Origin of the sequence: Streptomyces hokutonensis, from assembly GCF_000376565.1 — a bacterium.
GTDB classification, from domain to species: Bacteria; Actinomycetota; Actinomycetes; order Streptomycetales; family Streptomycetaceae; genus Streptomyces; species Streptomyces hokutonensis.
On sequence record NZ_BARG01000058.1, the window covers coordinates 68,976 to 94,680 of the forward strand.

Below are 25,705 nucleotides of genomic sequence, written 5' to 3' on the forward strand. Positions count from 1 at the left end.
GGCGGCCGCAGGGCGCGGTCTGTGAGCCGCTCGAGTGACCCAAGACAGAGGCGGGGCACGGTCCGTGAGCCGCTCGACGGGACCGGAAGCGGGGGTTGGGCGCGGTGCGTGAGCCGCTTGGTGCGACCCGCTGCCGCTCGGGGCGTACGCCTGGGGCGCGAAGACCCGGGTGCATCCCTGCTCGCGCGCCCGGCGCGTGCGGCACGGAGGTGTGCTGCTGGGACGCGGCTGAAGTCATGCGGCGCGTGCGGCCGTCCGGGCGTACGGTCGAAGGCATGCGCATTGTCATCGCTGGAGGTCATGGTCAGATCGCGCTGCGGCTGGAGCGCCTGCTCGCCGCGCGTGGTGAAGAGGTCGCGGGCATCATCCGCAACGCCGGACAGAGCGACGATCTACGGGCGGCCGGCGCCGAACCGCTCGTGCTCGACCTGGAGTCGGCCTCGGTCGAGGAGGTAGCGGCGCTGCTGCGGGGCGCGGACGCGGCGGTCTTCGCGGCGGGCGCGGGCCCCGGCAGTGGTACGGCCCGGAAGGACACGGTGGACCGGGGTTCGGCGGTGCTGTTCGCCGACGCGGCGGTCCTGGCGGGCGTACGACGACATGTCGTCGTGTCCTCGATGGGCGCGGATCCCGCGCACTCCGGGGACGGCGTGTTCGACGTGTATCTGCGGGCCAAGGGCGAGGCCGACGCGTATGTACGCGGACTGGACGCCCTGGACTGGACGATTCTGCGCCCCGGTTCACTCACGAACGACGCCGGCAGGGGCCTGGTCCGCCTGGAGGCCCACACGGGGCTCGGTTCGATCCCGCGCGACGATGTGGCCGCCGTACTCGCGGAGTTGGTGGAGACGCCGGCGACGGCGGGCCTGACGCTTGAGCTGATCGGTGGATCGGCGCCGGTGTCGGTGGCGGTGAAGTCGGTGGCGGGGAACTGAGCTTGTCCGCCGGACGTTCTCCCACTGCCTAGAACAGCGGCATCTGGCCCGGGAAGTCCGGCACCGTGTAACCGTCCAACGCGGGCTGGGCCGCCCCGAGTTCCGCCTGTCGGCGCGAGCCGGGGCACGACACGAGCTCGCCGCTCTCGCGTGCGCCGGGCGGGTCGTGACGCGCGAACCGTCCGGCGACGACGGCGATCTCGCGACGGCACTCGGGGCAACTCCTGCGGCGTGACGACATGGGATCAGTCTGCCCCGCCGCAGGCTCCGTCGGCCGTCGAGGCTCGCTCAGCTGTGGGAGACGGTGAGTCCGTAGAAGGCGACCCGGGCGCCCTTGGTGGTGCTGTCGGAGGACGACTGGTTGTACGAACCGGCCTTGAAGTACTGCTTGTAGGCGTTGAAGGACGACGGGATGGCGTAGTGCGTGGTGCTCCCGTTGACCGTCAGATTGATGGTGTTGCCGCCCGAGACGCCGATCGTGTAGTTCCAGGTCTTGCCGACCGCCACGTTGCCGACGGTGTGCAGCGTCTGGCCGCCGTCGGGCGAGTTCTCCGTGCCGAGGACGATGTCGCCGCTCGACCGGTAGTAGAGCTCCAGCAGCGGCTTGGTGGACGTGCCGCCCGTGCCGAGGTGGATCTGCCCCACGCAGACGTTCGACGTGACGGAGACGACCCGTAGCGTCGCCTTCATCGTGTGCGTGCCGCTGAGCGACCAGTTGGCGGCGCTGCCGCTGCGGTTCATCTCCCGCAGTTCGGAGCGGGCGTAGTTGGAGTTGGGCGTGGTGACGCCCTTCTCCGGCGCCCAGAAGGTCATCGCGCCGTCACGGGTGTCCGTGTAGAAGTACGAGTCCTGGAAGCCGTTGGCCCCTTGGAGCCGGGCCGACGAGATGGTCGTGGGCGAGCCCGGGGAACCCACCGGCTCCTGGAGCTGCCACACCCCCAGGTCGAAGTTCCCGCCGGGCGCGACGGTCGGGTCGGCGAGGGGTGCGGCGACGGCACCGGTGACGTTGGTACTGCCCGAAGCGGCCGGAGCGGTGAGGGCCAGTCCACCGGTCACTGCGGTGACGGTGGCCAGGGAGGTGAGCAGCGTACGCATGCGCATGGGGGGTGCCTTCCTGTCTGCTCGATGGACTCGGTTGGCGATGCACGTTCACATAGATGAACTTTGTGTTTCAACATGAACGCGATGCCGCGACAGTAGGGCTGTGGCACGGTCACGTCAAGACTTTGGTCCATACCAGAACGACGGGGGCTCCGAGGGGAGGCCGACGTCGTCTGCCCCATGGTGTTTCCGTCGGCGATGATGTCCCGCAAGTCGCCGGAAGTACTGCTCGGTCGAGCCCAGTAGCAGTTGGTGACGAGCCCGCCCTGCGGGCCGTCCGTACGGTACGTGCCAGGTTTGATGTCCTTGCCGACCACGTACGTACCGTCCCCCGGAACCTCGCCGGAACGCGCCTTCTGGGCAGTGCGGGAGCTGTCGGTCGACGAGGTTTCTGTCGCGGCGGAGGTCGCCGTGACGGTGACCTTCGGCGTCGCCGGAGCGTCCGTCGAGCCGCCGGCGCCCGCATGGCCGGCGACGGCTCCGATCGCGAAGCCGATCACGATGGCCGCGATGTGCGTCAGGACGCCTCTGCTCAACCTCCCCCACCGAGGTCGAGGAGAGGCGCTGTTCTGCCGCCCGTCCTGCCGCAGCGGTCCTTCCGGGGGCCCTGATGGAGCACCGGCCGTCATGCCCTCGGCGTGCGCCTGCCCAACGCCTTCCGCATCTCGTCCGGATGAGCCTCGGACGCACCGCCGCGCAGATGACGAACAGAGCTGGTCCTCGCAACAGGTCGGCCCCTCGACCTGGGCTGCGTACGATCCGGAAGACCTGATCAGCCAGGGGTCCGTGCGTCACAGAGTGAGACCGGTCACCTGGTTTCGACCCCTTGCGAAAAGATCGCCCCGGACAGGAAAAGACCCCCTCCGATCTGCGTTCCCGCAGATCGGAGGGGGTCTACCTACATGTGGCGGCGCCAGGGTTCGAACCTGGGTAGGCTGAGCCGGCAGATTTACAGTCCCCTCAAGAGCGCTCCCCCTGAACCAGTCTGACCTGCACAGATGACTGAGCCAAGACGGAACTCGACCCGAGACGTCCACGCCTCGTCCACATGCCACCTGCTAGGGCCTTCGGCGCCGGCTCGGGACGGCGATGTATAGCTGTCGGAAACCATGCAGAACAGCATGGAACGCAGCCGCGATCTCGCGCGCCCTCTACTCGCTCTCGATCGCCCACATGGAGATGTATTCAGGCGCAATGTTGGCCTGCGTCACCGTGTCCGCGAGTACCAGCGCTTCAGCCGCGGACTGCAGGACCGTCGCTGCCTCGTCCGGGATGGCTGGCCCGCCGCAGGACATGGCGTCAAGCTCTACCTTCCACCGCCGGCCCTGACGAGCGATGCACACGAAGATCGCATCGTTGGTCTTGGCTCTTTTGTAGGCAGCGCGGTGAGCTTCCGGTTCGGTGCAGTCGGGGATGAGTGCAGCCGAGAGAGGCATTCCGGGCGTCGACATGCTCACATCATCTCAGCCGTTCGCGCTGAGATCAGCGCACGTCACCTCAGCTCTCCGGGCGCAGGCATAACCCGTACAGATCATCTGCGGGGCCCGAGGCTAGGCCCTGAGTAGGCGTTTAATCCCATGAAGAACGGCCTCCTCGGCACCCAGCTTAACGGTGGCACCGGCAGCCATTGGATGACCACCACGACTGATGAACCAGCTCGGGTCCAATCTGAGCAACAGAGCTGCCAGGTCGGGGGTGTGCAGCGTGCGCGCTCGGCGCAACTCAAGGCCAACTCCCACTCGGGTTTCTTGGCAAGACACCACTACTCCTTGATCAACCTTGGTTCGAGTTGCTGATGCAGCCAAATGAACAACTCTACGTGGCGCCTCTACCCGGACAAGGTATACAGGGAATTCCTTTGTGTGGAACCACGGATCCTCGACAGCCGCATGCCGAGCAATATCCTCAACGAGAGACGAGACGACATTCTCAGCCTCGGCGATTGTGGTGAATATATCACTGCCTCGAACATGATTACGCAAATCTCGATGCGTATCCACTTCATTGAGCCATGAATCAGAAAGGAACTGCATCTGCCTCATCAACGTCATATCATCACCCTGGAGAGATGAATCCGTATAGTAGGCATTAATCCCTCGACCAACAGTTCGCGCTAGCGAGTTGAGGTCATTCGGGAGGCGAGGCAGGATCTTGGCAAAAGTACGCGCCACCCCTTCGCCGTAAGCAGCTGCGAGGGCCACAAATTCGATAAATTCACGTCGGGCCCCTGGCGCTGCAGACTGCTGAAGCAGTTCAAAGCAGAATAGAGACGCCGGGCGAATTTCCGGAATGCTAGGCGAATCTAAAGGCAGGAGCTCAACGATTTCCACATTCGTTGGCAGCACCGAACTCAACCCTTTATGGTCATCATATACACGGAGGCCTACCGAAAGTGATTCTGCCAACTTTTCCAGGGCGGACGTTGCACTAAGCACATTGATATCAAAGGTAGCCAAGCGCTTAAGGCTGTTTTCTCGCACCCACTTCCCCAGGCCTACCAGATCAAGATTTTCAGTAAACACTTGATACATAGACCCTGGTGCTTCGTCAGCTACCAAACTGGCGAGGTAAGCAGCAAAGAATCCATCGGCATCCGCATGGAATGCCACGCCCGCCCCGGCCGCCAAGTAATTGCGCAGCTCATGCACCTCATGCGGCAGGTCAAGATGGGGAAAAAGAGATTTCATCACAGTTCCCTGACGATTGGATGGGCATAGGCAACAATTTGCTTCGATAGTATTTGCCATGTACGGGGCGAGTCCCCGTATATGATCGTACGAACGCCTTGCAGGTCGAAGGGAACGTCCCTGGAGTCCTCAGCCACGAGTACTACCGGTTTCCCAACGGCATGCGCAAGGCCGAGCTCATAGAATACGTTTGCATTTCGCCCACTGAGGTCGGCAATTATGAAATCTGCAGCATTTATACCATCCCAAACATCTTCCATAATACGACTCGATGCATATATGTCATCTGCCCTCCTGCAGGAAATGCCGCACTGCTCACGCAACGGCGCAACTATGTAATCTTCGTATATCTCTGTCCGACGCTGGGGAGAAAACGGCATCAATACGAAACAGAAACCGCCCGGACGAATTCGAGGCTCACCCCAGAACGGATTTCTTGTCGTCGTCAGGTTACGCACCCGACGCTCTTTCGACAAACTCTCATTTGTCAGAGCGACTGCGAGTTCCGCCTCGAATGCGCTACCATCTTCAGCCAAGCGGTGAGCCATTATTGCACGCGACAGCACGGAAGTGGCGTACTCTTGGCTATCAACAGAACCACCAAATGGCGGCGGCGTAGGGGTGAAGGAATCGAGAGCCGAAACGAAACCTTTCGCGCATTCCCCTAATGCCGACCACAACTGAGGCGGGATTGCTTCCTTAAGCACGTCATACCGCTCGAAAAGATTGTAAACGGTGAATGCGTCATCGACAATATTGTCGCTAAATTTCCCTCTACCTCCATTTGTGTTGAAATTTTCAAGCAGATACTCGCAGGCCCGTTCGGCTATTTCAGCAGGAACCGAATCGAGGTCCGCCATCAACGCCAATCCCATGGAAGTTATTGAAGTTCGGTCGTACCAGCATGTACGACCGTCCCATTCATGCATAATCCAATCGACGACTTCACCTATTTCGATAGGAGTCGATAGATCTTCGGCGAACCGGATCAACTTCAACAGGAAAAACGGTGCGGGATAATTGGGATTCCCACCGGCGCGATACTTAAAACGCGCTATATGTTCAATATCGCTTTGGACTGTACGCTCATATCCGTGAACGTTTAGCAATGGCCCGCTACGCCAATAGAATGTTGTATGTCGTTCCGTGTCAAGGTCGGCGAGATATCTTAATGGGCGGGCCAAAATTTCCGAATCCGGTGCGACTCCGACGGCCATCAAAGTCATACTCACGTGGCAGGTCGTGATTAGGCGATCAAGACCATCTGGTCCACCCCATGTGCCGTCGGAATGTTGACTGCCAAGCAGGCGAACCGTCTCACGGGCAACAATGCGCGCCGGATCGCTGGGGGTAACCGTCGGACGCGTACCCACTGCAAAGTATCGGCGAGACACCATGACGATACTGTAGCGACACAACTGCACTGCGCAACAGGGAAAGGCCGACAGTGATTCACCCAGTGCCCCTTCATCGAGACTTGCCGCCGACCGGGTATCCCAGGCTTGGCCTACTTCAGAGCCAGCAACACCCGCGCTGTCGCTGACCAGCGATAGCCACAACGACGTCGCTTAGTTGCGCCCTTTGCTGGACAAGGTTTGGGGGGCGATCGGCGTCGTCGGCCGAACCGATCCCCGCAGACCACAGTTACGACCCCACACCTGCTCTGTCTGCCGGCCCGAGGTATCCGCCCGGCCGTCGCTGAACGAGGCCACCCCCACGGCTCCGGTCTAGGCGTATTCCGCTACGAGGTCGACCGCACCATCGTCTGGCTGTGCAACTTCTGGGTGATGTGCGCCCGTCAAAATAAAAGATCTTCGCCGGTAATGAGAGTAATGACGCGAGGAAGAAGATCATGATATATCATCGCCTGCAGGCTGGCAGAACGTACGCGCCAAGACGCTGTGGGCAACCAGGCTCATCTGAGCCTTCAGAGGGGGCATTGCGTGAACAAGCAGCAAGCGATCGACGCCGCAAAACAGCTCGGACTCTCCATCGGTGATGAGGTCACGATGCAGAACGACGGTCAGATCATCCACTCACACACGAGCAGGTCTAACCCTTACGAGCACGTGGATGGCTGGAGGGTCAAGCGCACTGGCCAGGATAACTGGGAAACTGAGAAAATTCACGGTCCGGTGTAGAAAAAATCTGGACATAGGTAAGGGCACCTCTCACGAGTGCATGAGAGGTGCCCTTACCTATGTCATGCTGCTGAGCTTCATAGAAACACTGTTACTGAGCTTGAACTCGGGTTGTCGTCGGTGTGAGGGATAACCCGGTTCCGGTGAGGCATCCGTCGATGAGGTGGGTGCGGTGCTGGATGGTGCGGAGGCCGTGCCGGACGGTCTTGAAGAGGTGTTCGGGCGTGGTGAAGGCGGTGTTGGACAGCCATCCACGCCGTAGCAGTGACCAGATGCCCTCGACCGGGTTGAGGTCCGGTGCGTAGGACGGCAGTTGGTAGACGGTGAGCCAGTCCCGTCCGGCGATGAACTGCCGCATCCCGGCGGCGAGATGGACGTTGAGGTTGTCCCAGACCAGCACGATCGGGCCACCAAGCTGCTGGTGGGCGGTGATGAGCAGGTCGCGGTAGTCGGTCCAGGCGAAGCTCTTGCGTCCGTCGCGCCGGCCGTTGTCACGGCGCGGCCGGTAGATAAGCCGGGACCGTTCCCCCGGCTTGTAGCAGGTCAGGGCGGCAATCGAGATGCGACGGCGGGAGTGTCCACGGACCCGGATCACGGGCGTGTGTCCGCGTCGGGCCCAAGTGCGGGCGATCGGCGGCGTCATCGAGAAGCCGGACTCGTCCTCGAAGACGATCCATGCATCGAGCGCCGCCGCGGTCCTTCCACCTGCGGCCAGGTCTCCTTCACCCAGCCGGTGACCTTCTCCTCATCACGTTCGACGGCCCGCCTGGCCGGCACCTGGCAGGAGAACCCGTGCCGGATCAGCAGTTTGCGTACGCCCTGCAGGGTGTAGCTCTTGTGGAAGCGCCGCCCGATCACGGTCTTGATCCTCGACAGCGTCCATCGCTGATCCGGCCAGCCGTGCGCGACTGGCCCCTTGGTCAACTCCCGTTCCAACTAGGCGAACTGGACCTCACTCAACCGTGGCGGCGAGGCCGAACCCGCCGAACGCAAAGCCCGCGGACCGCCCCTGTCCCAGGCCCGCCGCCACCGCTGCACCGACCGGACGCTGACCCGTAACTCCTTCGCGATCACCGAACTCGGCTCGCCCACGGCAAACCGCTCGGCCGCCACCATCCGGACCTCTTCGCGGAACTGCCGACGCCCATCGCTCACGCTCCCGCCCTGCGCATACCTCATGACACCGGCGCACCGCGACGATCAAGCCCTGTCAGCAGCTACGACAACCCGAGTTCAGGCTCAGTCACCGCCTACGGCACGGCCACCGACGGACGGGTGTTCCAGACAATGCGCGGTGGGCTGGTCCAGGACACGGGCTATGGCGAGGTCTGGGCAGAAGGCTCGCACCCGGGCCCTGACCACAGCCGAGTTCGAGTCCGTGTTGGCCAAGCGTCCTTATGATCTTCGCCACGCTGCGGTGTCCACTTGGCTCAGCTCAGGCGTAGAGCCTCAGCTCGTTGCCGAGCGCGCTGGCCACAGTGTGGGGTGCTCTTCCGGGTCTACGCCAAGTTCCTCAAGGACGGCGACGACACGGCCAATGCCAAGATCTCTGCCCGTCTCGCTGGGGATTCGTAAGCGCCAGAGCGGCACTCTGCCGCCTTGAATCCGATTCCCCTCGCATCTCTTTACACGATATCGATATAGATGTCAGGCGATCCGGGGGGAATCCACTCAAACCCATGCAATTGTTGTGGCAAGTGAGGGTTACCTCGTTCCGTGGCGGTCAAATCAATTATTGATGCGATGCAATTAAAGGCAGACCCAAGGGAATTTCGCAATCCGGAACCCTCTGTCGCAAGGTACGCGGCCAGGGTACTCATCTTCCGGATGACTTGCCCGCTCACGCCACCAATGCCAAACGCAATAACATGCGGACTCAGCGGGTTAGAAGTCTCGACTAGATCCGAAAAAGAATCCTCCCAACCCTCATCTGCCGGGACCCCGTCCGTAATTATAAAAACCAGAGGGCGCAACCAGCGTCGACCCCTCGGAGTTATGGCGAAATCTGCTTTCAACTGCGATCGCAGTACCCGAAACATCTTTGCAGTATTCGTTGTCCCGTTGGGTTCCAACATTGACATCCTGTCTATGTTAGGAACTTCAAGAAGCGGCTGAACAACGTGCGTATCCGAGCCAAAGCTGATGATCGAAAAGGACACTAAGCCAGCAACCAGTCCCCGATTTTTCATATACTCAACTAGCCGATGGAGATCTTCATTGAGCTCCGACGTGACCGAAACCATGGAGTAAGAGGTATCGAGAACCAAATACACAGGCAAGCACGGATAAAAAAATGCCTCCGAGTCCCGCGCCGCCCAATAATCAACCCCCGGGGGGACTGCGGGCTGTTGCACATCCGACAAACCCTCAGCGCCACGACTGGATGACTGGAGCGCCGGAGGGGACCCGATCCCGGCCAGCGCAGCTCGCTGCCATAGTTGGTGGAAGCGATCTAGCTCCGTCTGAGGATCCGTGCCGCGCGCCCTGGACGCGAGTATTTCGACCAGCGCGTCAACCACTAACCACCTAGGAAGCTTCGGCGCGGTGAACGCGTCGTGCAGCCGACTGCGCGAGATCGTTCCCTCGGTCTCGCGCTCCATCTCGCTCAGCGAAGGCCTCCCTGCACTCAAATGCAGGGAGTGCAGGGCATCGTTCAGCTCCTTCAAGGGGCCCGTCACCGATGGGCGCTTAAGTTCCCCAGCACTGCCCACGCTCCGTCTCCTCATCCAAAACCATCCAGAAGCGTCCAGAAATAATGGCATAACATCCGGTCCTGGGGAGATCTATCCGACAACATCTACAGACGTCGACGCCCGTCCGTAGTATCTGCGGCTCCCCAAAACTGGTGACTCACAACGGTCCGCCGACCGCCGCCAACTCACCAGGGAGCACAGATGCGTACGCCAAATCGCTCGGACTTCATTGACCTACTCGCACTGATCGTAATTGTCAGCGCGTCCGTAATCCTGGTCGTATGCGGGAACGTGAGCGCATCGACGATCATCATCGTCGGGGAGTTCGTCGCCGGCATCCTCTTTGCCTGGTTCCGGCTGGATGTCCGAAACCCGCGAGGCGACGAAAAGCTAGCGGAGCCCTCTCTGGTCCGAGTCCCCGAAGTCGCCGCTTGCGATGAGCAGCGCGCAGACGACACAACAAGCGAGGTGGCGTCCGCTTAAAAGTCGCTTCAGGACCGTCACAGCTCTACGGCGGTGGGCGTCAGGGGCCTTAAGCCGCTCAGCCCTCCGTCCACGCCTCGTCCACAGAGTCCGAAACAGGGCGTTCGAACGCGGGACAGGGTGAGACAGCTCACCCATCTCTACAGGGCAAGACTAAGGGTCCTGTGACCTGCTAAAACAGCAGGTCACAGGACCCTTAGTTCCCGTGTGGCGGCGCCAGGGTTCGAACCTGGGTAGGCTGAGCCGGCAGATTTACAGTCTGCTCCCTTTGGCCACTCGGGCACACCGCCGGGGATGCTGCCTCTCGAACCGCTTCTCAGCGGTGCTCCGTGGCAACGACGTAAACGATACCCGATGCCCAGGGGTGCTTCGCCACCCGATAGATCGGCGCCCGGAGGGGAGGGGATGGCTAGGCTTATACGGATGCGGCCCGGCACCAACACCGGGCTCGGCGGCCGTCCCCACGCACGCCGATACGCAGTGACACGCATCGATACGCACCCCGATACAAGGAGCCACAGGACATGGCCGACTCCAGTTTCGACATCGTCTCGAAGGTCGAGCGGCAGGAGGTCGACAACGCCCTCAACCAGGCCGCCAAGGAGATCTCGCAGCGCTACGACTTCAAGGGCGTGGGTGCCTCGATCTCCTGGTCCGCCGAGAAGATCCTTATGGAGGCGAACTCCGAGGAGCGGGTGAAGGCGGTGCTCGACGTCTTCCAGTCCAAGCTGGTCAAGCGCGGCATCTCGCTGAAGGCGCTGGACGCCGGTGAGCCTCAGCTCTCCGGCAAGGAGTACAAGATCTTCGCGTCCATCGAGGAGGGCATCTCCCAGGACAACGCGAAGAAAGTGGCGAAGATCATTCGTGACGAGGGCCCCAAGGGCGTGAAGGCCCAGGTGCAGGGCGACGAGCTGCGGGTCAGCTCGAAGAGCCGCGACGACCTCCAGGCCGTGCAGGCCCTGCTCAAGGGCAAGGACTTCGACTTCGCGCTGCAGTTCGTCAACTACCGGTAGAACCAGGCCTCGCGCGCCCGGCGCGCAGCGGTACGCGGTGCGGTACGAGGAAGGGTGGGTGCCCGTCGGCACCCACCCTTCTCTTCTGCTGGCTGCGGTACGGGGGCACCAGGGCCTGTCCGCCGGACAAGCCCTAGTTGCGCGAGTTGCCGAAGAAGATGCGGTACGCGATCAGGAGGACGAGGGCGCCGCCTATCGCCGAGGCCCAGGTGGCGCCGTCGTAGAAGTTCTTGGCGACCGGGTGGTCCAGCCAGCGGGCCGATATCCAGCCGCCGAGGAACGCGCCGGCGATGCCGATGACGGTCGTACCGATGAAGCCGCCCGGGTCGCGGCCCGGCAGCAGGAATTTGGCGATGGCTCCGGCCAACAGTCCCAGGATGATCCAGCTGATGATGCCCATGCCGTGAACCTGCCCTTTCACACTGTGCTTGCGCTGATCCGGAGCTGTGAATTCCGCCCGGACAGGCTGTGTTCGTAGGTCCTGCGCACGGCCTGTCGCTGCATGTTGCGCCGTGTCGATGAACAGGACGCCACGGATGCGTGTGGTGGTTGCAGGCATCGGCGGGGTGGTGCCGTGCGGGTCCGGACGGCCGGCCGTGCCCGGAGTCGGTCAGGATGCCTGCGTCGCCGTGCGTATACGGAAGTCGGCCCACGGCTCTGGCTCGATGCCGATGTTGGCGTCGACGTACCACCCCGTGCCGTCGAGCCAGCCCTGGAGCCAGTCGGCGAGGCTGGGCGCGTCCACGTACCACGCGTGGTCCGCCTCGTCCGCGTTCGGCTCGTAGAGCAGCACGGTGGCCTGCGGGGTGCGGCAGTCCACGCACGCGTACATCGCGCAGCCCCAGTGGGATATCGGCAGGACGCCCTCGGGCCAGGGCCAGTCGGGGTCCTTGCGTCCGCTCTCACGGTTGGCGAGGTACTGCGTGACGGCGGCGGGCTCGCCGGCGGGCGGGCTGTCGAGCAGGGGCAACAGGCCGTACTCCGGGCCGAATCCACCGTCTCCTATGCGCGAGTAGAGCGCCGCGAGCAGTGGGGGCAGGCTGAAGCCGAGGGCGGCCTCGGCGCGGGTCACCGTGGCCTCGTCCACCGGGGCGGGGACCGAAGTCCAGCCCCACGGGAGGGTGTTGCGGGCCTCGGCGGCCACCCGGGTCAGCAGTCGCTGCTCGTTCTCGGTCATGGCTTCATAGTGCAACGCGCCACTGACAATCGGGCCGGCCTGTGGACAACCCGGCGGTTATGGAAAACCGGCTCGTCGGGGGGCCGGTGACGAACGGTCAGGCCAGACGGACGTCGACGTGCCTCTCGGCGAGGAGGGCGAGCAGTTCCTCGAACGTCGGTGAGCGTGGGCCGGTGTGCGGGGTGAGGCCGAGGCAGGCACGGGCGACGGTCGCGTCGTGCCAGACGAGGGTGAAGTGCGGGGCCGCTCCCCAGCGACCGCACAGGCAGTCGTCCAGGGCGTCGACGCCCCAGCCGAAGTATCCCCCAGGGCCGTTGACCGCCTCGCCGAGAGCGCAGAAGAAGCCCGGCGGGTCGGTGATGTGCCTGCCGTCGAGGTGGTAGGTGGTGCCCGGCGGTCGGTCCGGGGCGCCGTGGGGGTGGTTCGCCAGCGCGGTGTCGAGCCAGAACCGGCGGCCGTCCGCGTCACAATCGGCCCAGCGGCCGGACTCAGAGGGGCGCCCATCTCCCCACAGGTCCCACACCGCCCGGGCCGCGAGGGGTGGCCGTTCCGCCCAGGGGTCGAGGGTGAGGTCGACCAGGCCGGGGCCGCGCGCGGACGGGATCCAGGCCCGCAACTCGCCCTCGGTGGCGGGCTGGAGGGGCCGGCCCTTGGAGTCGATGCGCAGCACCTTGGCGTGGCCGAGGTCCTCGTCCCCGCTGTCCATGGCCGCCCGCAGCGCGCCGCGCGGGGAACAGCCCAGGAGGCGCACGGGAGGGTCGAGCGGTTCGGGCCGGTCCTCCTGCGGATGGGCCAAGTCCCGGCAGGCGCCCCAGGGTTCGCCGTCCGGGCCCAGCAGCCGGTAGCCCGGGGAGAGGGGCGGGCAGTGCGGATACTCGTAGGGGTTGTCGGCGGACGGCAGCCCCTCGACGGTGACGTCCCTCAGGGACAGGTCACGCGCGCAGGGCCGGTCGCCGACAACGCGTACGTCCTCCAGCCACCAGTCCCCCTCCATTCCCGCGCCGGTGCCGGTCTTGTCGAGGATCTCCAGGGTGAGCAGGCCGAGCGGTGCCGAACCGTCGGCACGCGCGCGTGCCAGGGCCGCGGCGAGTTCGCCCTCGGGCGCGCAGCCGAGCAGTTCGTAGGTCTCCCGGACGGGTGGGGGCGGGTCGGCGAAGAGGTCGTCGGCGTCCAGGCACAGTGCCCAGGTCTGCTCGTACCCGTGCTCGCCGGCGGTTTCGGAGACTTCGTCGTACGACAGCAGGACGTACTTCGGCGCCCCCACCACGGTCGCTCCCGTCAGCGGGTGGCGAACGGCTGGTCCGTGGGCACGATTTCGCGGCCCAGGGGGAACAGTGAGACCGGGATCAGCTTGAAGTTGGCGATGCCGAACGGGATCCCGATGATCGTGATGCACATGGCGATGCCGGTGACGATGTGCGCGAGGGCCAGCCACCAGCCCGCGAGGATCAGCCACAGGACGTTGCCGACGCAGGACGCGGCGCCCGCGTCGCGGCGCTCGACCGTGGTGTACCCGAAGGGCCACAGGGCGAAGACGCCGATGCGGAAGGCGGCGATGCCGAACGGGATGCCGATGATGGTGATGCACAGCAGCGCGCCGGCGAGCAGGTACCCGAGGAACAGCCAGAAGCCGCTCAGGACGAGCCAAATGACGTTCAGGATGGTTTTCACTGAGGGCGACCTGCCATCTTCTCGAGCCGGGCGATGCGCTCCGCCATCGGCGGGTGTGTCGAGAACATCTTGGAGAGTCCCTGGCCCGGGCGGAAGGGGTTCGCGATCATCATGTGGCTCGCGGTCTCGATGCGGGGCTCCGGGGGCAGCGGAAGCTGCTTGGTGCCCGCGTCGAGTTTCCGCAGGGCGCTGGCGAGGGCGAGGGGGTCCCCGGTCAGTTGCGCGCCGGACGCGTCGGCCTCGTACTCCCTGGAGCGGCTGATGGCCAGCTGGATGAGGCTGGCCGCGAGGGGCCCCAGGATCATGATCATCAGCATGCCCAGGATGCCGGGGCCGTCGTCGTCGTTCGAGCGGCCGATCGGGATCAGCCAGGCGAAGTTGACCAGGAACATGATCACCGAGGCGAGGGCGCCGGCGACCGACGAGATCAGGATGTCGCGGTTGTAGACATGGCTCAGTTCGTGGCCGATGACTCCGCGCAGCTCGCGCTCGTCCAGGATGCGCAGGATGCCTTCCGTGCAGCACACGGCGGCGTTGCGCGGGTTGCGGCCCGTCGCGAAGGCGTTGGGGGCCTCCGTGGGTGAGATGTACAGGCGCGGCATGGGCTGGCGGGCCTGGGTGGAGAGGTCGCGGACCATCCGGTACAGGGCCGGGGCCTCGAACTCGCTCACCGGGCGGGCGCGCATCGCGCGTAGCGCCAGTTTGTCGCTGTTCCAGTACGCGTACGCGTTCGTGCCCAGCGCGATCACGACCGCTACGACGAGCCCCATGCGGCCGAAGAAGCTGCCGATGACGATGATGAGTGCGGACAGTCCCCCGAGGAGAACTGCGGTCCTGAGCCCGTTGTGCCGGCGGTGCACGGTACGCCCTCCAAATCGTGCAGCAGGGGAACCCTTTGCTTGCTGATCTCTGATGCCACTGGTGTCGTGGTGCCACGTCCAGTGGACCCTTCCGCACTGGTCAACGCCAGGCGGGGGCCACTAGTTCCCTTGTGCGTACGGCGCCGGGCGTGGGCCGTCCGGGTGAGGACGGTGGTATGTGCCGGTGGCTCAGAAGAGTCCGGTGTCGGCGAAGCGCAGGACCAGTTGGGGTGCTCCGGAGAGGGCGATCCCGAGGGCGCCGGTGAGCGCGAGAGCTGCGGTGAGGGGGGCGGGGACGCGGTGCTTGCCGTGCTCTCCCTCGGGTGCGCGGAACAGCAGGGCCGTCCACTGGAGGTAGTAGAAGAGCGCGATCACCACGTTGACGGCCATGACGACCGCCAGCCAGCCCAGGCCGGCGTCGACGGCCGCCGAGAAGACGGTGACCTTGGCGAAGAGCCCGATGACACCCGGCGGCAGTCCGGCCAGGCACAGCAGGAAGAAGGCCAGGAGGAGGGCTGCCAGGGGGTTCGACGCGTACAGGCCGCGGTAGTCGCTGACGCGGTTCAGTGCTCTGCTACGGCCCACCAGGGCGGCCACCGCGAAGGCGCCGAGGTTCACCGCGGCGTACATGAGGGCGTAGGCGACGGTGGAGCCGATCGACTTCTGGGCGTCCTTGGAGTACGCGGCGGCGGCGATCGGCACCAGGAGGTAGCCGGCCTGGCCGACGGAGGACCAGGCGAGCAGCCGTACCGCGCTGTACGCGCGCGTGGCCTGCTGTCGCAGGGCGCCCAGGTTGCCGACCGTCATGGTGAGGGCGGCCAGTGCGGCGAGCGCCGGGCCCCACACGTCGGCGTACGAGGGGAAGGCGACGACGGTGACGAGGATCAGGCCGGAGAAGCCGACCGCCTTGCCGACGACCGACAAGTAGGCGGCGATCGGGAGCGGTGCTCCTACGTAGGTGTCGGGTACCCAGAAGTGGAAGGGGACGGCGGCCGTCTTGAAGGCGAAGCCGATGAGGGTGAGGACGACGCCGGTCTGGGCGAGGGTGTGGAACTGGCCGTCCACGTGCTGGATCCGGTCGGCGATCTCAGTGAGGTACAGGGTGCCCGTGGTGGCGTAGACGAAGCTGACGCCCATCAGGCTGACCGCGGTCGCGGTGACCGAGGACAGGAAGAACTTGAGGGCCGCTTCGGCGGACTTCTTGTCGCCGTGTCGGATGCCGACGAGGGCGAAGGCGGGCAGGGAGGCGACCTCCAGGGCGACGATCAGGGTCGCGAGGTCGCGGGAGGCGGGCAGGAGGGCGGCGCCCGCGGCGGAGGACAGCAGCAGGAACCAGTACTCCCCTTCGGGGAGTCCCTTGTCGGCGTCCTTCAGGGTGGTGATGGACAGGAGGGCCGCGAGGAGGGCGCCGCCGAGGACCAGGAACTGGATGACCAGGGTGAAGCGGTCCGCCGTATAGCTGCAGGCGGTCGCGTCGCCGGTGAGGCAGAAGGTGGCGCGGTCGCCGTCCAGGAGGGGCAGCAGCATGAGCGCGGAGGCGGCGAGGCCCGCGACCGACACCCACCCCAGGAGTGCCTTCTTGGCGTCCTGGAGGAACAAATCGGCGACGAGGACGACCAGGCCGACGACCGCCGTGATGGTGGGCGGTGCGATCGCCAGCCAGTCGACGGACTGGACCACCGACTCCGCGAGGGGCTGGGCCAGGGAGCTCATCGGGTGCCTCCTGCGAGGAGCTGCTGCACGGCCGGGTCGGTCAGGCCGAGGAGTGCCTTCGGCCACAGGCCGGCGGCCACGGTGAGGGCGACGAGCGGGGTCCAGGCCGCGAACTCGTACGTGTGGACGTCGGCGAGCTTCGGTGCCTCCTGCGCCACGGCGCCCATGCAGACGCGGCGGACCACGGCGAGCATGTAGGCGGCGGTCAGCAGGGTGCCGAAGGCCGCGACGGCCATGAAGGTGAGGAACGCGGGGCGGCTGAGGTCGGCGGCGGGCTCGAACGCGCCGAACAGGGCCAGCATCTCGCCCCAGAATCCGGCGAGTCCGGGGAGCCCGAGCGAGGCGACGGCGGCGAACGCGAGCAGGCCGCCCAGGCGCGGTGCCTTGCCGTAGAGGGCCGCGCCGGTCTCCTCGGCCAGGGTGTCCAGGTCGGTGGTGCCCGTGCGGTCCTTGAGGGCGCCGACGAGGAAGAACAGGAGGCCGGTGATGAGGCCGTGGGCGATGTTGGCGAACAGGGCGCCGTTCACGCCGGTCGGGGTCATCGTCGAGATGCCGAGCAGGACGAAGCCCATGTGGCCGACGGAGGAGTAGGCGATGAGCCGCTTGAGGTCGCCCTTCGCGCCCTGTTTCGCGAGGGCGAGGCAGGCCAGGGAACCGTAGATGATCCCGACAACGGCGAAGGCGGCGAGGTAGGGCGCGAAGGTGTGCATGCCGTCGGGGGCGATCGGCAGCAGGATGCGGACGAACCCGTACGTGCCCATCTTCAGCATCACACCGGCCAGCAGGACCGAGCCGACGGTCGGAGCGGCGGTGTGGGCGTCGGGCAGCCAGCTGTGCAGCGGCCACATCGGCGTCTTGACCGCGAGCCCGATCCCGACCGCCAGAACGGCGATGACCTGCACGGATGTGGTCAACGACCGGCCGTTGTCAGTGGCGAGTGCCACCATGTCGAATGTGCCCGCCTTGATTCCGATCAGGAGCAGGCCGAGCAGCATGACGACGGAGCCGAGCAGCGTGAAGAGGATGAACTTCCAGGCGGCCCGGGTCCGTTGGGCACCGCCCCAGCGGGCGATGAGGAAGTACATCGGGATGAGGACGGTCTCGAAGGCGAGGAAGAAGAGGATCAGGTCGAGGACGGCGAAGGTGGCGAGGGTGCCGGACTCCAGGACGAGCAGCAGGGCGACGAAGGCCTTCGGGGACGGGCCCGCGGGCATCTTGAAGTAGGAGTAGAGCGCGCAGAGGAAGGTCAGCAGCGCGGTCAGGACCAGGAGAGGGAGGGAGATGCCGTCGATGCCGAGGTGGATGCGCACGTCGAGTGCGGGGATCCAGCTGATGTCGGTCGTGGCCTGCATCTTCGACGGATGGTCGTGGTCGAAGCCGAGCGCGAGCACGATCGCGGCGACGAGGATCACGCCGGTCACGGTCACGCCGTGGCGTAGTACGGCCTGCTCGGGCGACTTCCCCTTCAGCCCGGGCGGGGCGGGCAGGAGGGCGGCGACGGCGCCGAGGAGCGGGCCGACGACGACGAACGCCAGAAGGACCTGCATCACGGACTCGTTGATATCGATCACGCCTGCTCACGCTCCCGTGGCGACGAGGAGGACGGCGACCGTCAGGACGACGGTGCCGGCGAGCAGCGCGCTCACATAGGTCTGCAGATTGCCGGTCTGAGCGCGCCGTACGGCGGCTCCGAGGAGGCGGGGCAGGGTGCCCGCGCCCTGTACGTAGGTGTCGACGACTTCGCGGTCGAGGAACCGGACGAGGCTCGCCGCCGCGAGCACGGGGCGGACGAACAGCGCTCCGTAGACGGCGTCCAGGTGGAAGCCGGTGGCCGCGTGGCGGTGCAGCGGGCCGAGCAGGAGGCGGCCCGGGTCCGCCGGGTCGGCTGCCGAGGCCACGTCTCCGTAGGCAGGTGTATGGCTTGCGATGGCCTCCGCCTCGACCAGTCCCGCGTCGCCCTCCGGGTGGGCCGCGACCGCACCCATCGGTGCGCGGGCCGCGAGCGCGGTGGTGTGCCGCCAGGCTCCGTAGGTGACGATGCCGCCGACGAGCGCGACACCCGTACCGAGTACGGATGTGGTGAGCGTCGGGGTGAGGTCGCGGCCGTCGAACCAGTCGGGGAGCACGCGGTAGGCGAGCCCGCCGAGGGCGAGGGACGGGACGGCGAGCACCCACAGCACGGCGTTCATCACCACGGGCTGCCTGCCGTGGTCGGGGGCCTCGACTCCCTTGCCGTGGAAGGCGAGCAGCCACAGGCGTGTCGCGTACGCGGCGGTGAGCAGGGCCGTGAGCACCCCGGCGACGAGGACGATCCAGCCCGCGGCGCCGGGGATGTGCGAGGTGTGCTCGGTGGCCGCGTGTTCGGCGGCGCCGAGGACGGACTCCTTGGAGAAGAAACCGCTGAACGGCGGGATCGCGGCGAGCGCGAGCAGCGCCACGGTCATCGTCCAGAAGGCGTCGGGGACGCGGGCGCGCAGGTTGCCCATGCGGGACATGGCGGCCAGTGAGTTGGTGCCGGAGGCATGGATGATCACGCCGGCGGCGAGGAAGAGCAGCGCCTTGAAGGCGCCGTGGGACAGGAGGTGGAAGACGGCTGCACCGCGGTCGCCGACGGCGAGGGCGCCGGTCATGTAGCCGAGTTGGCCGATCGTCGAGTAGGCGAGGACGCGTTTGATGTCGTCCTGGGCGAGCGCGGCGAGACCCGAACCGGCCATCGTCACGGCGGCCATGACGGCGAGGACGACCATCGCGGCCGAGGAGGCCTCGAAGACCGGGAGGAGACGGGCGACGAAGTAGACACCGGCGGCGACCATCGTCGCGGCGTGGATCAGCGCGGACACAGGGGTCGGGCCGGCCATCGCGTCGGGGAGCCAGGTGTGCAGCGGGAACTGCGCCGACTTGCCAGCGACACCGGCCAGGAGCAGCAGGGCGATCAGCGTCGGGTGGTGCAGCCCGCCGCTCGCGACGGTGTCGAGGACCTTGGTGATGCGGAAGGACCCGGCGTCGGTGGCGAGCGCGAACAGGCCGATCAGGAAGGGGACATCGCCGAGCTTGGTGACGAGGAAGGCCTTCATGGAGGCGGCGCGGGCCTCCGGGGTCTCCCAGTAGTGGCCGACCAGGAAGTAGGAGCAGATGCCCATGACTTCCCAGCCGACCAGCAGCACGATCAGGTCGCCTGAGTAGACGACCAGGAGCATCGCGGAGGTGAAGAGGGAGACGAGCGCGGCGTACGAGGGGTAGCGCGGGTCGTCGCGCAGATAGCCCGTCGAGTAGATCTGCACACAGGTGGCGACGAAGCAGACCAGCACGGCGACGAGGGCGGCGAAGCCGTCGATGTGCAGGGCGAGTTCGATCGGCACCGAGCCGGTGGGCGTGAGTTCGGCGGCGGAGTCGATGGACGCGTGGCCGCCCTGGCGTACGGCGACGATCGCGGCCAGCGCGAGCGCGGCGAGCGTCGGCAGTACGGCGAGCGGGCGGACGAAGCCGGGGGCGGTGCGGCCCAGGAGCAGGCCGGCCGCGGCGCCCAGGAACGGAAGGAGGGGGACGAGGACGGCGAGGGTGGTCGTGGTCACGCGGTGGCCTCAGCCTTCTCGGCCGCGGGGGGCTCGTTGCCGTCGCTGCCGGCGGGGTCGCTGTCGGGGCCGTCGGTCTCGTGGCCCTCGGCGGTGTCGCGGAGCTTGTCGATGTCCGAGGTGCCGCGGGCTCGGTACACGGCGAGGACGATCGCCAGGCCGATGCCGATCTCGGCGGCGGCGATGGCGATGGTGAACAGCGTCAGGGCCTGGCCGGAGTGGAGCTTGTCCTCGGCGGTCCGGCTGAGCCAGACGTCGAAGGCGACCAGGTTCAGGTTGACGGCGTTGAGCATCAGCTCGACCGACATCAGGACGAGGATCGCGTTGCGGCGGGCAAGGACGCCGTAGAGGCCCGTGCAGAAGAGGAGGGCGGCGAGCACGGCGGGATAGACGAGGTGCATCAGCGGGCTCCTTCCTGCTCGGTCGGGTTGTTCGGGGCGGCGGGACCGTTGCCCTCAACCGCGCCTTTTCGCCCGATCGTGTGATTACGGGAATCCGGGACGGATGGGGAACTACCGGTCGCGGGCCGGGAGTTCACAGGGGGAGAGCTCGACTCCGCCTTCGACTTGCGGGACAGGACGATCGCGCCGACCAGGGCCGCGAGGAGCAGGACGGAGAGGGCCTCGAAGGGGAGGACCCAGTTCTGGAACAGGCTCGCGCCGGTCACCGCGGTGGAGCCTGCGGCCGGACCGTCCAGGTCCGTCCAGGTCGCGCGGAAGGCGTCGACGACGACCCACACCAGGGCCGCCGCGGCGGCGACGGCCACGGTGAGGGCGGCCCAGCGGTTGCCGGAGTCCGCGTCCGGGGAGCGGCCGATGGGGGCCTTGGTGAGCATCAGACCGAAGAGAAGGAGGACGACGACGGAACCGACATAGATGAGGACCTGCACCCAGGCGATGAACTCGGCGGTGAGCAGGAGGTATTCGACGGCGATGCCCCCGAGGGCCACCACGAGCCACAGGGCGGCGTGCACCAGCTGCTTGGTGGCGACGGTGACGAGGGCGGCGCCGAAGGTGACCAGGCCGACGAGGAGGAAGGAGATCTCCACGCCGGTCGGCGAGAGGAAGCCGTGGGTGTGGGCGGCGGCGAGGGGTGCCGTGGCGGTGGCAGCAGTGGCGGCGAGGGTCACGACTGTCCCTCCGGCGGGTCGGTGGGCGAGGCCGACTCGACGTGGCCGGGGTCGGTGGGCTCGGGTGCGGTCTGCGCGGCCCCGGCGCTCTCCGCGGCCTCGGTGACCCCTGCGGCCTCGGTGACCCCTGCGGCCTCGGTGACCCCTGCGGCCTCGGTGACCTCCGCGGCCCGGGCCGCTTCCGCGGCCTCCGTCGCTGCCGATGCCGCTGCCGCCTGAGTCGAGGCCAGCTTCTCCGCGGTCTTGCGGGCCGCGGCGATCTCCTTGGGCTCCTCCGCGCCGGGGTCGAGGGCAGGTGGGGCCGGGACGGTCCACATCCACTCGCGGAGCTTGTCGCGTTCGTGGGTGAGTTCGTGGATGTCGGTCTCGGCGTACTCGAACTCCGGGGACCAGAACAGGGCGTCGAAAGGACAGACCTCGATGCAGATACCGCAGTACATGCACAGGGAGAAGTCGATGGCGAAGCGGTCGAGGACGTTGCGGCTGCGCTCGCGGCCACCGGGGACCGCCGCCGGGACCGTCTCCTTGTGGGAGTCGATGTAGATGCACCAGTCGGGGCACTCACGGGCGCAGAGCATGCAGACCGTGCAGTTCTCCTCGAACAGGCCGATGACTCCGCGGGTGCGGGGCGGGAGGTCTGGCTGGGTGTCCGGGTACTGCTCGGTGACGGTCTTCTTCGTCATCGTGCGGAGGGTGACGGCCAGGCCCTTGGCCAGCCCGGAGCCGGGGAACGGGGTCACTGGAGGAACACCACCTTCACGATGCCGGTGAGGGCGATCTGAGCGAGGGAGAGGGGGACGAGGAGGGTCCAGGAGAGCTTCTGGAGCTGGTCCTCGCGCAGCCGGGGATAGGTGACGCGGAGCCAGATGACGACGAAGGCTAGGAGCGCGGTCTTCAGCAGGGTCCACACCCAGCCGAGGCCGTCCGCGCCCCACGGGCCGTGCCACCCGCCCAGGAAGAGGACGGTGGTCAGACCGCACAGGACGACGATTCCGGCGTACTCGGCGAGGAGGAAGAGCGCGAAACGGAGACCGGTGTACTCGGTGTAGGCGCCGAAGATGATCTCGGAGTCGGCGACGGGCATGTCGAAGGGAGGGCGCTGGAGTTCGGCCAGGCCCGCCACGAAGAACACGATCGCGCCGACGATCTGCCAGGGCAGCCACCACCAGTGGAAGGCGTCGAGGATGCCCGGGAGGGAGACCGTGCCCGCTGCCATCGCCACGGAGGCGGCGGTGAGCAGCATGGGGAGTTCGTAGGCGAGGAGCTGTGCGGCGGTGCGGAGGCCGCCGAGGAGGGAGAACTTGTTGGCGGAGGCCCAGCCGGCCATGAGGGAGCCGAGGACGCCCACGCCCATCACCGCGAGGACGAAGAAGATGCCCGCGTCCAGGACCTGGCCGACGGCGCCCTCGCCCGGGCCGATCGGGATGGCGAGGAGAACGAGCAGGTAGGGAAGGAGGGCGACGGCGGGGGCGAGTTGGAAGATACGGCGGTCCGCGCCCGCCGGGACGATGTCTTCCTTCTGGGCGAACTTGACGCCGTCCGCGACGAGTTGGGCCCAGCCGTGGAAGCCACCGGCGTACATCGGGCCGAGGCGGCCCTGCATGTGGGCCATCACCTTGTGCTCGGTCTGACCGACGATGAGGGGGAAGGTGAGGAAGACGACGAAGACGATCAGGAGTCGCAGGGCGACGTCGAGCGCGTCGTTCACTGCGGGCCTCCTGCGGGGGTGTCGGGGGTCGGGTCTTCGGGGGCTTGGCCTTCGGGGGTTGGATCGACTGCGGTCGGGTCGGCCCCGGCTTCGGCTTCGGCTTCGGCTTCGGCTTCGGCTTCGGCTTCGGCTTCGGCTTCGGCTTCGGCTGACGGTTCGTCGGCCGGCCTCGTCGTGGAGTCCGGCTCGGATTCCGGCTGCGGATTCGCGTCCGACTCCGGCTCCGGCTCGGACTCCGGCTGGGATGCCTGCTCGTCGAAGGCCGGCCGGGCGTGGTGCCACGGTGCGTCCGGGCTGCGGGGTGCGGTGGGGGGCTGGGTGGAGGTGTCCTCCCGTGCCGGTACCGGGGCCGGGCCCTGCTGTGAAGCTGAGCCTTCGCTTGCGCTGCGTGACCGTCGGGGGGTTGCCGTGCCCGTCGGAAGTTGACTCGTCGAGCCTTCCGAGGCGCTGCGGGCGCGGCGCGGTGTGGCCGGGGTTCCTGAGGCCGGTTCCCCGACCGTGGTCCCGCCGACCGAAGCCCCAGCCTCGGTCCCAGTCCCGGTTCCGGTCCCAGTTCCGGTCCCTGCCTCGGCCCCAGTCCCCGCCTCGCGGATCTGGCTCGCCGACCCCTCGCTCGCACTCCGCGCCCGGCGCGGCCCGGTCGGCGGCACCGCAGGCCCACCTTCGGCCGGCGGCACCGCAGAGGCGCCCTTGGCCGCCTGCCCCTCGGCCGGCGGCACCGCACCCTCTGTCTCCGGCGCCGGCGTCGCCTGGCTCGCCGAGCCCTCCGACGCCGTACGGGCGCGCCGGACCGGACGGTCGCCAGCCGCTCGGGCCGGACGCTCCCCCGCGGCCGCGCGCACCGGGCGGTCGCCGGTCCCGCCCTCTCCTCGTACCGGGCGGTCGCCCGCCGCTCGGGCGGCGCCTCGGGCGGGGCGGGCCGGTGCCGGTGGGAGTTGGCCCTTCAGGGGGCCCCATTCGTTCGGGTCGGGGACGCCGGGCGGGAGCATCTGGCGGCGTTTGGGGCCGCCGTGGTCGGACTCGCCCGGTTCCTTGGCGCCGGGCCAGGCCTTGGCCACGCGGGCCGCCAGGACGAAGTCCTTGCGGAGGGGGTGGCCTTCGAAGGTTTCCGGGAGGAGGAGGTGGTCCAGGCCCGGGTGGCCCTCGAAGTCGACGCCGAACATCTCGTGGGTCTCGCGTTCGTGCCAGGCGGCGCCCGCGTAGACGTCGACGGCGGTGGGGAGTACCGGGGCCTCGTGCGGGACCGTCGTACGGACGAGGAGTCGGCGTACCGGTGACAGCGCCACGACGTGGGCCGAGACGCGGAAGCCGGTGCCGGGTTCGTCGACCGCGCTCAGCCAGTCGAAGTAGGTGCAGCCCAGGTCGTCGCGGGCGGTGCGCAGGGCGGCGAGCCAGGTGGCGGGCGGTACGTCGACCGTGAGGAGCTCGTACGACTCCTCGGCCGTGGCCTCCGTACCGAAGAGTTCCTCGGTGGACGCGGGCAGCCAGCCGACGGCGGTCATCGGGCGTCCCCTGAGCCGGAGTTGGAGGGAGGCTCCTCGGTCGCGGCCGAACTCCCGCCAGTCACCGGCGACGGCGCCGTCACCAACCCGCTCTGCAGTGCCGCAGTCGAGGGCCGGGCGCCGGCCACGCCGTACCGCTCCCCCAGCGACTCCCGGGCGATCTTCTCCTGGAGTTTGAGGATGCCCTGGAGGAGGGCTTCGGGGCGGGGCGGGCAGCCGGGGACGTAGACGTCGACCGGGATGATCTGGTCGACGCCCTTGGTGACGGAGTAGGAGTCCCAGTAGGGGCCGCCGCAGTTGGAGCACGCGCCGAAGGAGATGACGTACTTGGGCTCGGGCATCTGCTCGTAGAGGCGCTTCACGGCGGGGGCCATCTTGTCCGTGACCGTGCCGGAGACGACCATCAGGTCGGCCTGGCGCGGGCCGGGGGCGAAGGGGATCACGCCGAGGCGGATGAAGTCGTGGCGGGCCATGGACGCGGCGATGAACTCGATGGCGCAGCAGGCGAGGCCGAAGTTGAAGACCCAGAGGGAGTAGCGGCGGCCCCAGTTGAGGACGACCTTCATCGGCTCGGGGGCGAGGCGGGCGAGGGTTCCCAGCCGTTTCGGCTCCGGCAGCAGGACGGGCTCACGAGACTCGGGGGTCACGTCCATGTCAGGACGCCCTTCTTGTATGCGTACAGCAGGCCCACGGTGAGGAAGCCGAGGAAGACGAACATCTCGACGAGGGTGGTCGCGCCGTAGCCCGGGGCGGCGAAGACCGTGGCCCAGGGGAAGAGGAAGATCGAGTCGACGGCGAAGATGACGTAGAGGAACGCGTAGACGTAGTACCGGACCTGGGTGTGGGCCCAGCCCTCGCCGACGGGGTCGACGCCGCACTCGTAGGTGAGGAGTTTCTCGGGGGTGGGGACGACCGGGCGCAGCAGGCGGCCGGCGCCGAAGGCCACGGCGACGAAGAGCACGCCGACGGCGGTGAGCAGTCCCACGACGGAGTAGGAATGGAAGTAGTCCGCCGCGACGACCGCGGTCTGTTCCCGAAGGGCCACCGGCGAGGTCACCGGCGAACCGTCCGGCAAGGTCCCCTGCACCATCTCCCGCAAGTCCGACCCCTCCTCTTCCCCACAGGCCCGCTACAGGCCCGCTCCGATGCCCCGGTGACCCATGTGAACTCTGTGTTCGACGATGTGTACGCACGGGAGTCTAGGCCCTGTTAAAGGGGCGGTAAGCAGCCCGTCGCGGCTTTGGATCCGGTCGGAATGACGAGATAGGGGTGATGGTGGGGTTTTCCCCAGGGAACCGGGGCGGCGGACCTCATGGCGTCGGG

General features: G+C 66.9%; 26 protein-coding genes, 1 tRNA gene and 2 pseudogenes. 5 read left to right on the top strand and 24 right to left on the bottom strand.

All coding sequences use genetic code 11. The annotated features are described in order from the left end of the window. The first annotated feature begins 275 nt into the window (after positions 1-275). The gene (locus SSP08S_RS35130) at positions 276-932 is read left to right on the top strand and encodes an NAD(P)H-binding protein (RefSeq protein WP_026179101.1); all 657 of its coding nucleotides are present in this window, start codon (positions 276-278) and stop codon (positions 930-932) included. A gap of 28 nt (positions 933-960) precedes the next feature. On the opposite strand, the gene SSP08S_RS35135 is transcribed toward SSP08S_RS35130, so the two are convergent. The 6 genes from SSP08S_RS35135 to SSP08S_RS61990 form a co-directional block, all read right to left on the bottom strand. Beyond that, a complete protein-coding gene (locus tag SSP08S_RS35135; RefSeq protein WP_019072328.1) occupies positions 961-1,173 on the bottom strand; it encodes a hypothetical protein in 213 nt (70 codons plus the stop codon). A 47-nt stretch (positions 1,174-1,220) separates the two neighbouring features. Beyond that, a complete protein-coding gene (locus SSP08S_RS35140) occupies positions 1,221-2,033 on the bottom strand; it encodes a polysaccharide lyase family 7 protein (protein WP_019072329.1) in 813 nt (270 codons plus the stop codon). Beyond that, positions 1,985-2,662, bottom strand: a complete 678-nt coding sequence (locus SSP08S_RS64875) for an Rv1352/Rv1906c domain-containing protein (protein WP_500809284.1) — start codon at positions 2,660-2,662, stop codon at positions 1,985-1,987. The genes SSP08S_RS35140 and SSP08S_RS64875 overlap by 49 nt, the downstream gene beginning before the upstream one ends. A 522-nt stretch (positions 2,663-3,184) precedes the next feature. Beyond that, positions 3,185-3,484, bottom strand: coding sequence for a hypothetical protein (locus tag SSP08S_RS35145; RefSeq protein ID WP_019072330.1), 300 nt, complete (start codon positions 3,482-3,484; stop codon positions 3,185-3,187). 99 nt (positions 3,485-3,583) lie between these two features. Further along, complete coding sequence (locus SSP08S_RS61985) at positions 3,584-4,720, bottom strand: hypothetical protein (RefSeq protein WP_158697249.1); 1,137 nt, start codon at positions 4,718-4,720, stop codon at positions 3,584-3,586. Then, positions 4,720-6,117 carry a nucleoside 2-deoxyribosyltransferase gene (locus SSP08S_RS61990; RefSeq protein WP_158697250.1) on the bottom strand — a complete coding sequence of 466 codons (1,398 nt, stop codon included), beginning with the start codon at positions 6,115-6,117 and terminating at the stop codon, positions 4,720-4,722. The genes SSP08S_RS61985 and SSP08S_RS61990 overlap by 1 nt, the downstream gene beginning before the upstream one ends. A 546-nt stretch (positions 6,118-6,663) precedes the next feature. On the opposite strand from SSP08S_RS61990, the gene SSP08S_RS61995 reads away from it, so the two are divergent. Further along, on the top strand, positions 6,664-6,861 hold the full coding sequence (locus SSP08S_RS61995) for a hypothetical protein (protein ID WP_158697251.1): 198 nt from the start codon (positions 6,664-6,666) through the stop codon (positions 6,859-6,861). Between the two features lie 91 nt (positions 6,862-6,952). Here SSP08S_RS61995 and SSP08S_RS64805 read toward each other — a convergent pair. Continuing rightward, positions 6,953-8,040 (bottom strand): annotated as a pseudogene (locus SSP08S_RS64805) (IS630 family transposase). A 63-nt stretch (positions 8,041-8,103) separates the two neighbouring features. Between SSP08S_RS64805 and SSP08S_RS63735 the strand changes: the two are divergent. Next, a pseudogene (locus SSP08S_RS63735) lies at positions 8,104-8,436 on the top strand (site-specific integrase); the annotation flags it as partial. 50 nt (positions 8,437-8,486) lie between these two features. Here SSP08S_RS63735 and SSP08S_RS64880 read toward each other — a convergent pair. Beyond that, positions 8,487-9,623: a vWA domain-containing protein gene (locus tag SSP08S_RS64880; protein WP_500809285.1), complete on the bottom strand. Its 1,137-nt coding sequence runs from the start codon at positions 9,621-9,623 to the stop codon at positions 8,487-8,489. A 132-nt stretch (positions 9,624-9,755) separates the two neighbouring features. Here SSP08S_RS64880 and SSP08S_RS35170 point away from each other — a divergent pair, with 132 nt between their 5' ends. Next, positions 9,756-10,037: a hypothetical protein gene (locus tag SSP08S_RS35170; protein WP_019072334.1), complete on the top strand. Its 282-nt coding sequence runs from the start codon at positions 9,756-9,758 to the stop codon at positions 10,035-10,037. A 208-nt stretch (positions 10,038-10,245) separates the two neighbouring features. Here SSP08S_RS35170 and SSP08S_RS35175 read toward each other — a convergent pair. Next, a tRNA-Tyr gene (locus tag SSP08S_RS35175) sits at positions 10,246-10,327 on the bottom strand. 234 nt (positions 10,328-10,561) lie between these two features. On the opposite strand from SSP08S_RS35175, the gene SSP08S_RS35180 reads away from it, so the two are divergent. Beyond that, positions 10,562-11,050, top strand: a complete 489-nt coding sequence (locus SSP08S_RS35180; RefSeq protein ID WP_019072335.1) for a YajQ family cyclic di-GMP-binding protein — start codon at positions 10,562-10,564, stop codon at positions 11,048-11,050. A 133-nt stretch (positions 11,051-11,183) separates the two neighbouring features. Here SSP08S_RS35180 and SSP08S_RS35185 read toward each other — a convergent pair whose 3' ends face one another. The 15 genes from SSP08S_RS35185 to SSP08S_RS35255 form a co-directional block, all read right to left on the bottom strand. After that, the gene (locus SSP08S_RS35185; RefSeq protein WP_019072336.1) at positions 11,184-11,450 is read right to left on the bottom strand and encodes a GlsB/YeaQ/YmgE family stress response membrane protein; all 267 of its coding nucleotides are present in this window, start codon (positions 11,448-11,450) and stop codon (positions 11,184-11,186) included. Between the two features lie 210 nt (positions 11,451-11,660). After that, positions 11,661-12,227, bottom strand: a complete 567-nt coding sequence (locus SSP08S_RS35190; RefSeq protein ID WP_019072337.1) for an SMI1/KNR4 family protein — start codon at positions 12,225-12,227, stop codon at positions 11,661-11,663. A gap of 97 nt (positions 12,228-12,324) precedes the next feature. Next, entirely contained in the window at positions 12,325-13,494 is a 1,170-nt protein-coding gene (locus tag SSP08S_RS35195) for a barstar family protein (RefSeq protein WP_019072338.1), read from the bottom strand. A gap of 11 nt (positions 13,495-13,505) precedes the next feature. Beyond that, positions 13,506-13,898 (bottom strand): YccF domain-containing protein, encoded by a 393-nt coding sequence (locus SSP08S_RS35200; protein WP_019072339.1) that lies wholly within the window; start codon positions 13,896-13,898, stop codon positions 13,506-13,508. Further along, the gene (gene htpX / locus SSP08S_RS35205) at positions 13,895-14,758 is read right to left on the bottom strand and encodes a zinc metalloprotease HtpX (RefSeq protein WP_019061147.1); all 864 of its coding nucleotides are present in this window, start codon (positions 14,756-14,758) and stop codon (positions 13,895-13,897) included. Before htpX ends, SSP08S_RS35200 begins: the two co-directional genes overlap by 4 nt. A gap of 189 nt (positions 14,759-14,947) precedes the next feature. Beyond that, entirely contained in the window at positions 14,948-16,471 is a 1,524-nt protein-coding gene (locus SSP08S_RS35210; protein WP_019072340.1) for an NADH-quinone oxidoreductase subunit N, read from the bottom strand. Further along, a complete protein-coding gene (locus tag SSP08S_RS35215; protein ID WP_019072341.1) occupies positions 16,468-18,042 on the bottom strand; it encodes a complex I subunit 4 family protein in 1,575 nt (524 codons plus the stop codon). Before SSP08S_RS35215 ends, SSP08S_RS35210 begins: the two co-directional genes overlap by 4 nt. 6 nt (positions 18,043-18,048) lie before the next feature. Further along, positions 18,049-20,043, bottom strand: a complete 1,995-nt coding sequence (locus SSP08S_RS35220; RefSeq protein WP_019072342.1) for an NADH-quinone oxidoreductase subunit 5 family protein — start codon at positions 20,041-20,043, stop codon at positions 18,049-18,051. After that, a complete protein-coding gene (gene nuoK, locus SSP08S_RS35225) occupies positions 20,040-20,444 on the bottom strand; it encodes an NADH-quinone oxidoreductase subunit NuoK (RefSeq protein WP_019072343.1) in 405 nt (134 codons plus the stop codon). The genes SSP08S_RS35220 and nuoK overlap by 4 nt, the downstream gene beginning before the upstream one ends. Next, entirely contained in the window at positions 20,444-21,172 is a 729-nt protein-coding gene (locus tag SSP08S_RS35230; protein ID WP_019072344.1) for an NADH-quinone oxidoreductase subunit J family protein, read from the bottom strand. The genes nuoK and SSP08S_RS35230 overlap by 1 nt, the downstream gene beginning before the upstream one ends. After that, entirely contained in the window at positions 21,169-21,912 is a 744-nt protein-coding gene (locus tag SSP08S_RS56460) for a NuoI/complex I 23 kDa subunit family protein (protein ID WP_019072345.1), read from the bottom strand. Before SSP08S_RS56460 ends, SSP08S_RS35230 begins: the two co-directional genes overlap by 4 nt. Continuing rightward, a complete protein-coding gene (locus SSP08S_RS35240; RefSeq protein ID WP_019072346.1) occupies positions 21,909-22,880 on the bottom strand; it encodes a complex I subunit 1/NuoH family protein in 972 nt (323 codons plus the stop codon). The genes SSP08S_RS56460 and SSP08S_RS35240 overlap by 4 nt, the downstream gene beginning before the upstream one ends. Beyond that, on the bottom strand, positions 22,877-24,382 hold the full coding sequence (locus tag SSP08S_RS35245; RefSeq protein ID WP_019072347.1) for an NADH-quinone oxidoreductase subunit C: 1,506 nt from the start codon (positions 24,380-24,382) through the stop codon (positions 22,877-22,879). The genes SSP08S_RS35240 and SSP08S_RS35245 overlap by 4 nt, the downstream gene beginning before the upstream one ends. Continuing rightward, on the bottom strand, positions 24,379-25,035 hold the full coding sequence (locus SSP08S_RS35250) for an NADH-quinone oxidoreductase subunit B (protein ID WP_019072348.1): 657 nt from the start codon (positions 25,033-25,035) through the stop codon (positions 24,379-24,381). The genes SSP08S_RS35245 and SSP08S_RS35250 overlap by 4 nt, the downstream gene beginning before the upstream one ends. Then, positions 25,026-25,472, bottom strand: a complete 447-nt coding sequence (locus SSP08S_RS35255; RefSeq protein WP_019072349.1) for an NADH-quinone oxidoreductase subunit A — start codon at positions 25,470-25,472, stop codon at positions 25,026-25,028. Before SSP08S_RS35255 ends, SSP08S_RS35250 begins: the two co-directional genes overlap by 10 nt. Positions 25,473-25,705: the final 233 nt, after the last annotated feature.

Coding starts and splice junctions, on each gene's coding strand:
- SSP08S_RS35170 (WP_019072334.1), top strand. CDS start 9,756: ATGCGTACGCCAAATCGCTCGGACTTCATTGACCTACTCGCACTGATC.
- SSP08S_RS35245 (WP_019072347.1), bottom strand. CDS start 24,382: ATGACCGCCGTCGGCTGGCTGCCCGCGTCCACCGAGGAACTCTTCGGT.
- SSP08S_RS35255 (WP_019072349.1), bottom strand. CDS start 25,472: ATGGTGCAGGGGACCTTGCCGGACGGTTCGCCGGTGACCTCGCCGGTG.
- SSP08S_RS35190 (WP_019072337.1), bottom strand. CDS start 12,227: ATGACCGAGAACGAGCAGCGACTGCTGACCCGGGTGGCCGCCGAGGCC.
- SSP08S_RS35250 (WP_019072348.1), bottom strand. CDS start 25,035: ATGGACGTGACCCCCGAGTCTCGTGAGCCCGTCCTGCTGCCGGAGCCG.
- nuoK (WP_019072343.1), bottom strand. CDS start 20,444: ATGCACCTCGTCTATCCCGCCGTGCTCGCCGCCCTCCTCTTCTGCACG.
- SSP08S_RS35185 (WP_019072336.1), bottom strand. CDS start 11,450: ATGGGCATCATCAGCTGGATCATCCTGGGACTGTTGGCCGGAGCCATC.
- SSP08S_RS35145 (WP_019072330.1), bottom strand. CDS start 3,484: ATGTCGACGCCCGGAATGCCTCTCTCGGCTGCACTCATCCCCGACTGC.
- SSP08S_RS61985 (WP_158697249.1), bottom strand. CDS start 4,720: ATGAAATCTCTTTTTCCCCATCTTGACCTGCCGCATGAGGTGCATGAG.
- SSP08S_RS64875 (WP_500809284.1), bottom strand. CDS start 2,662: ATGACGGCCGGTGCTCCATCAGGGCCCCCGGAAGGACCGCTGCGGCAG.
- SSP08S_RS35135 (WP_019072328.1), bottom strand. CDS start 1,173: ATGTCGTCACGCCGCAGGAGTTGCCCCGAGTGCCGTCGCGAGATCGCC.
- SSP08S_RS35180 (WP_019072335.1), top strand. CDS start 10,562: ATGGCCGACTCCAGTTTCGACATCGTCTCGAAGGTCGAGCGGCAGGAG.
- SSP08S_RS35130 (WP_026179101.1), top strand. CDS start 276: ATGCGCATTGTCATCGCTGGAGGTCATGGTCAGATCGCGCTGCGGCTG.
- SSP08S_RS35210 (WP_019072340.1), bottom strand. CDS start 16,471: ATGAGCTCCCTGGCCCAGCCCCTCGCGGAGTCGGTGGTCCAGTCCGTC.
- SSP08S_RS35140 (WP_019072329.1), bottom strand. CDS start 2,033: ATGCGCATGCGTACGCTGCTCACCTCCCTGGCCACCGTCACCGCAGTG.
- SSP08S_RS61990 (WP_158697250.1), bottom strand. CDS start 6,117: ATGGTGTCTCGCCGATACTTTGCAGTGGGTACGCGTCCGACGGTTACC.
- SSP08S_RS64880 (WP_500809285.1), bottom strand. CDS start 9,623: ATGCCATTATTTCTGGACGCTTCTGGATGGTTTTGGATGAGGAGACGG.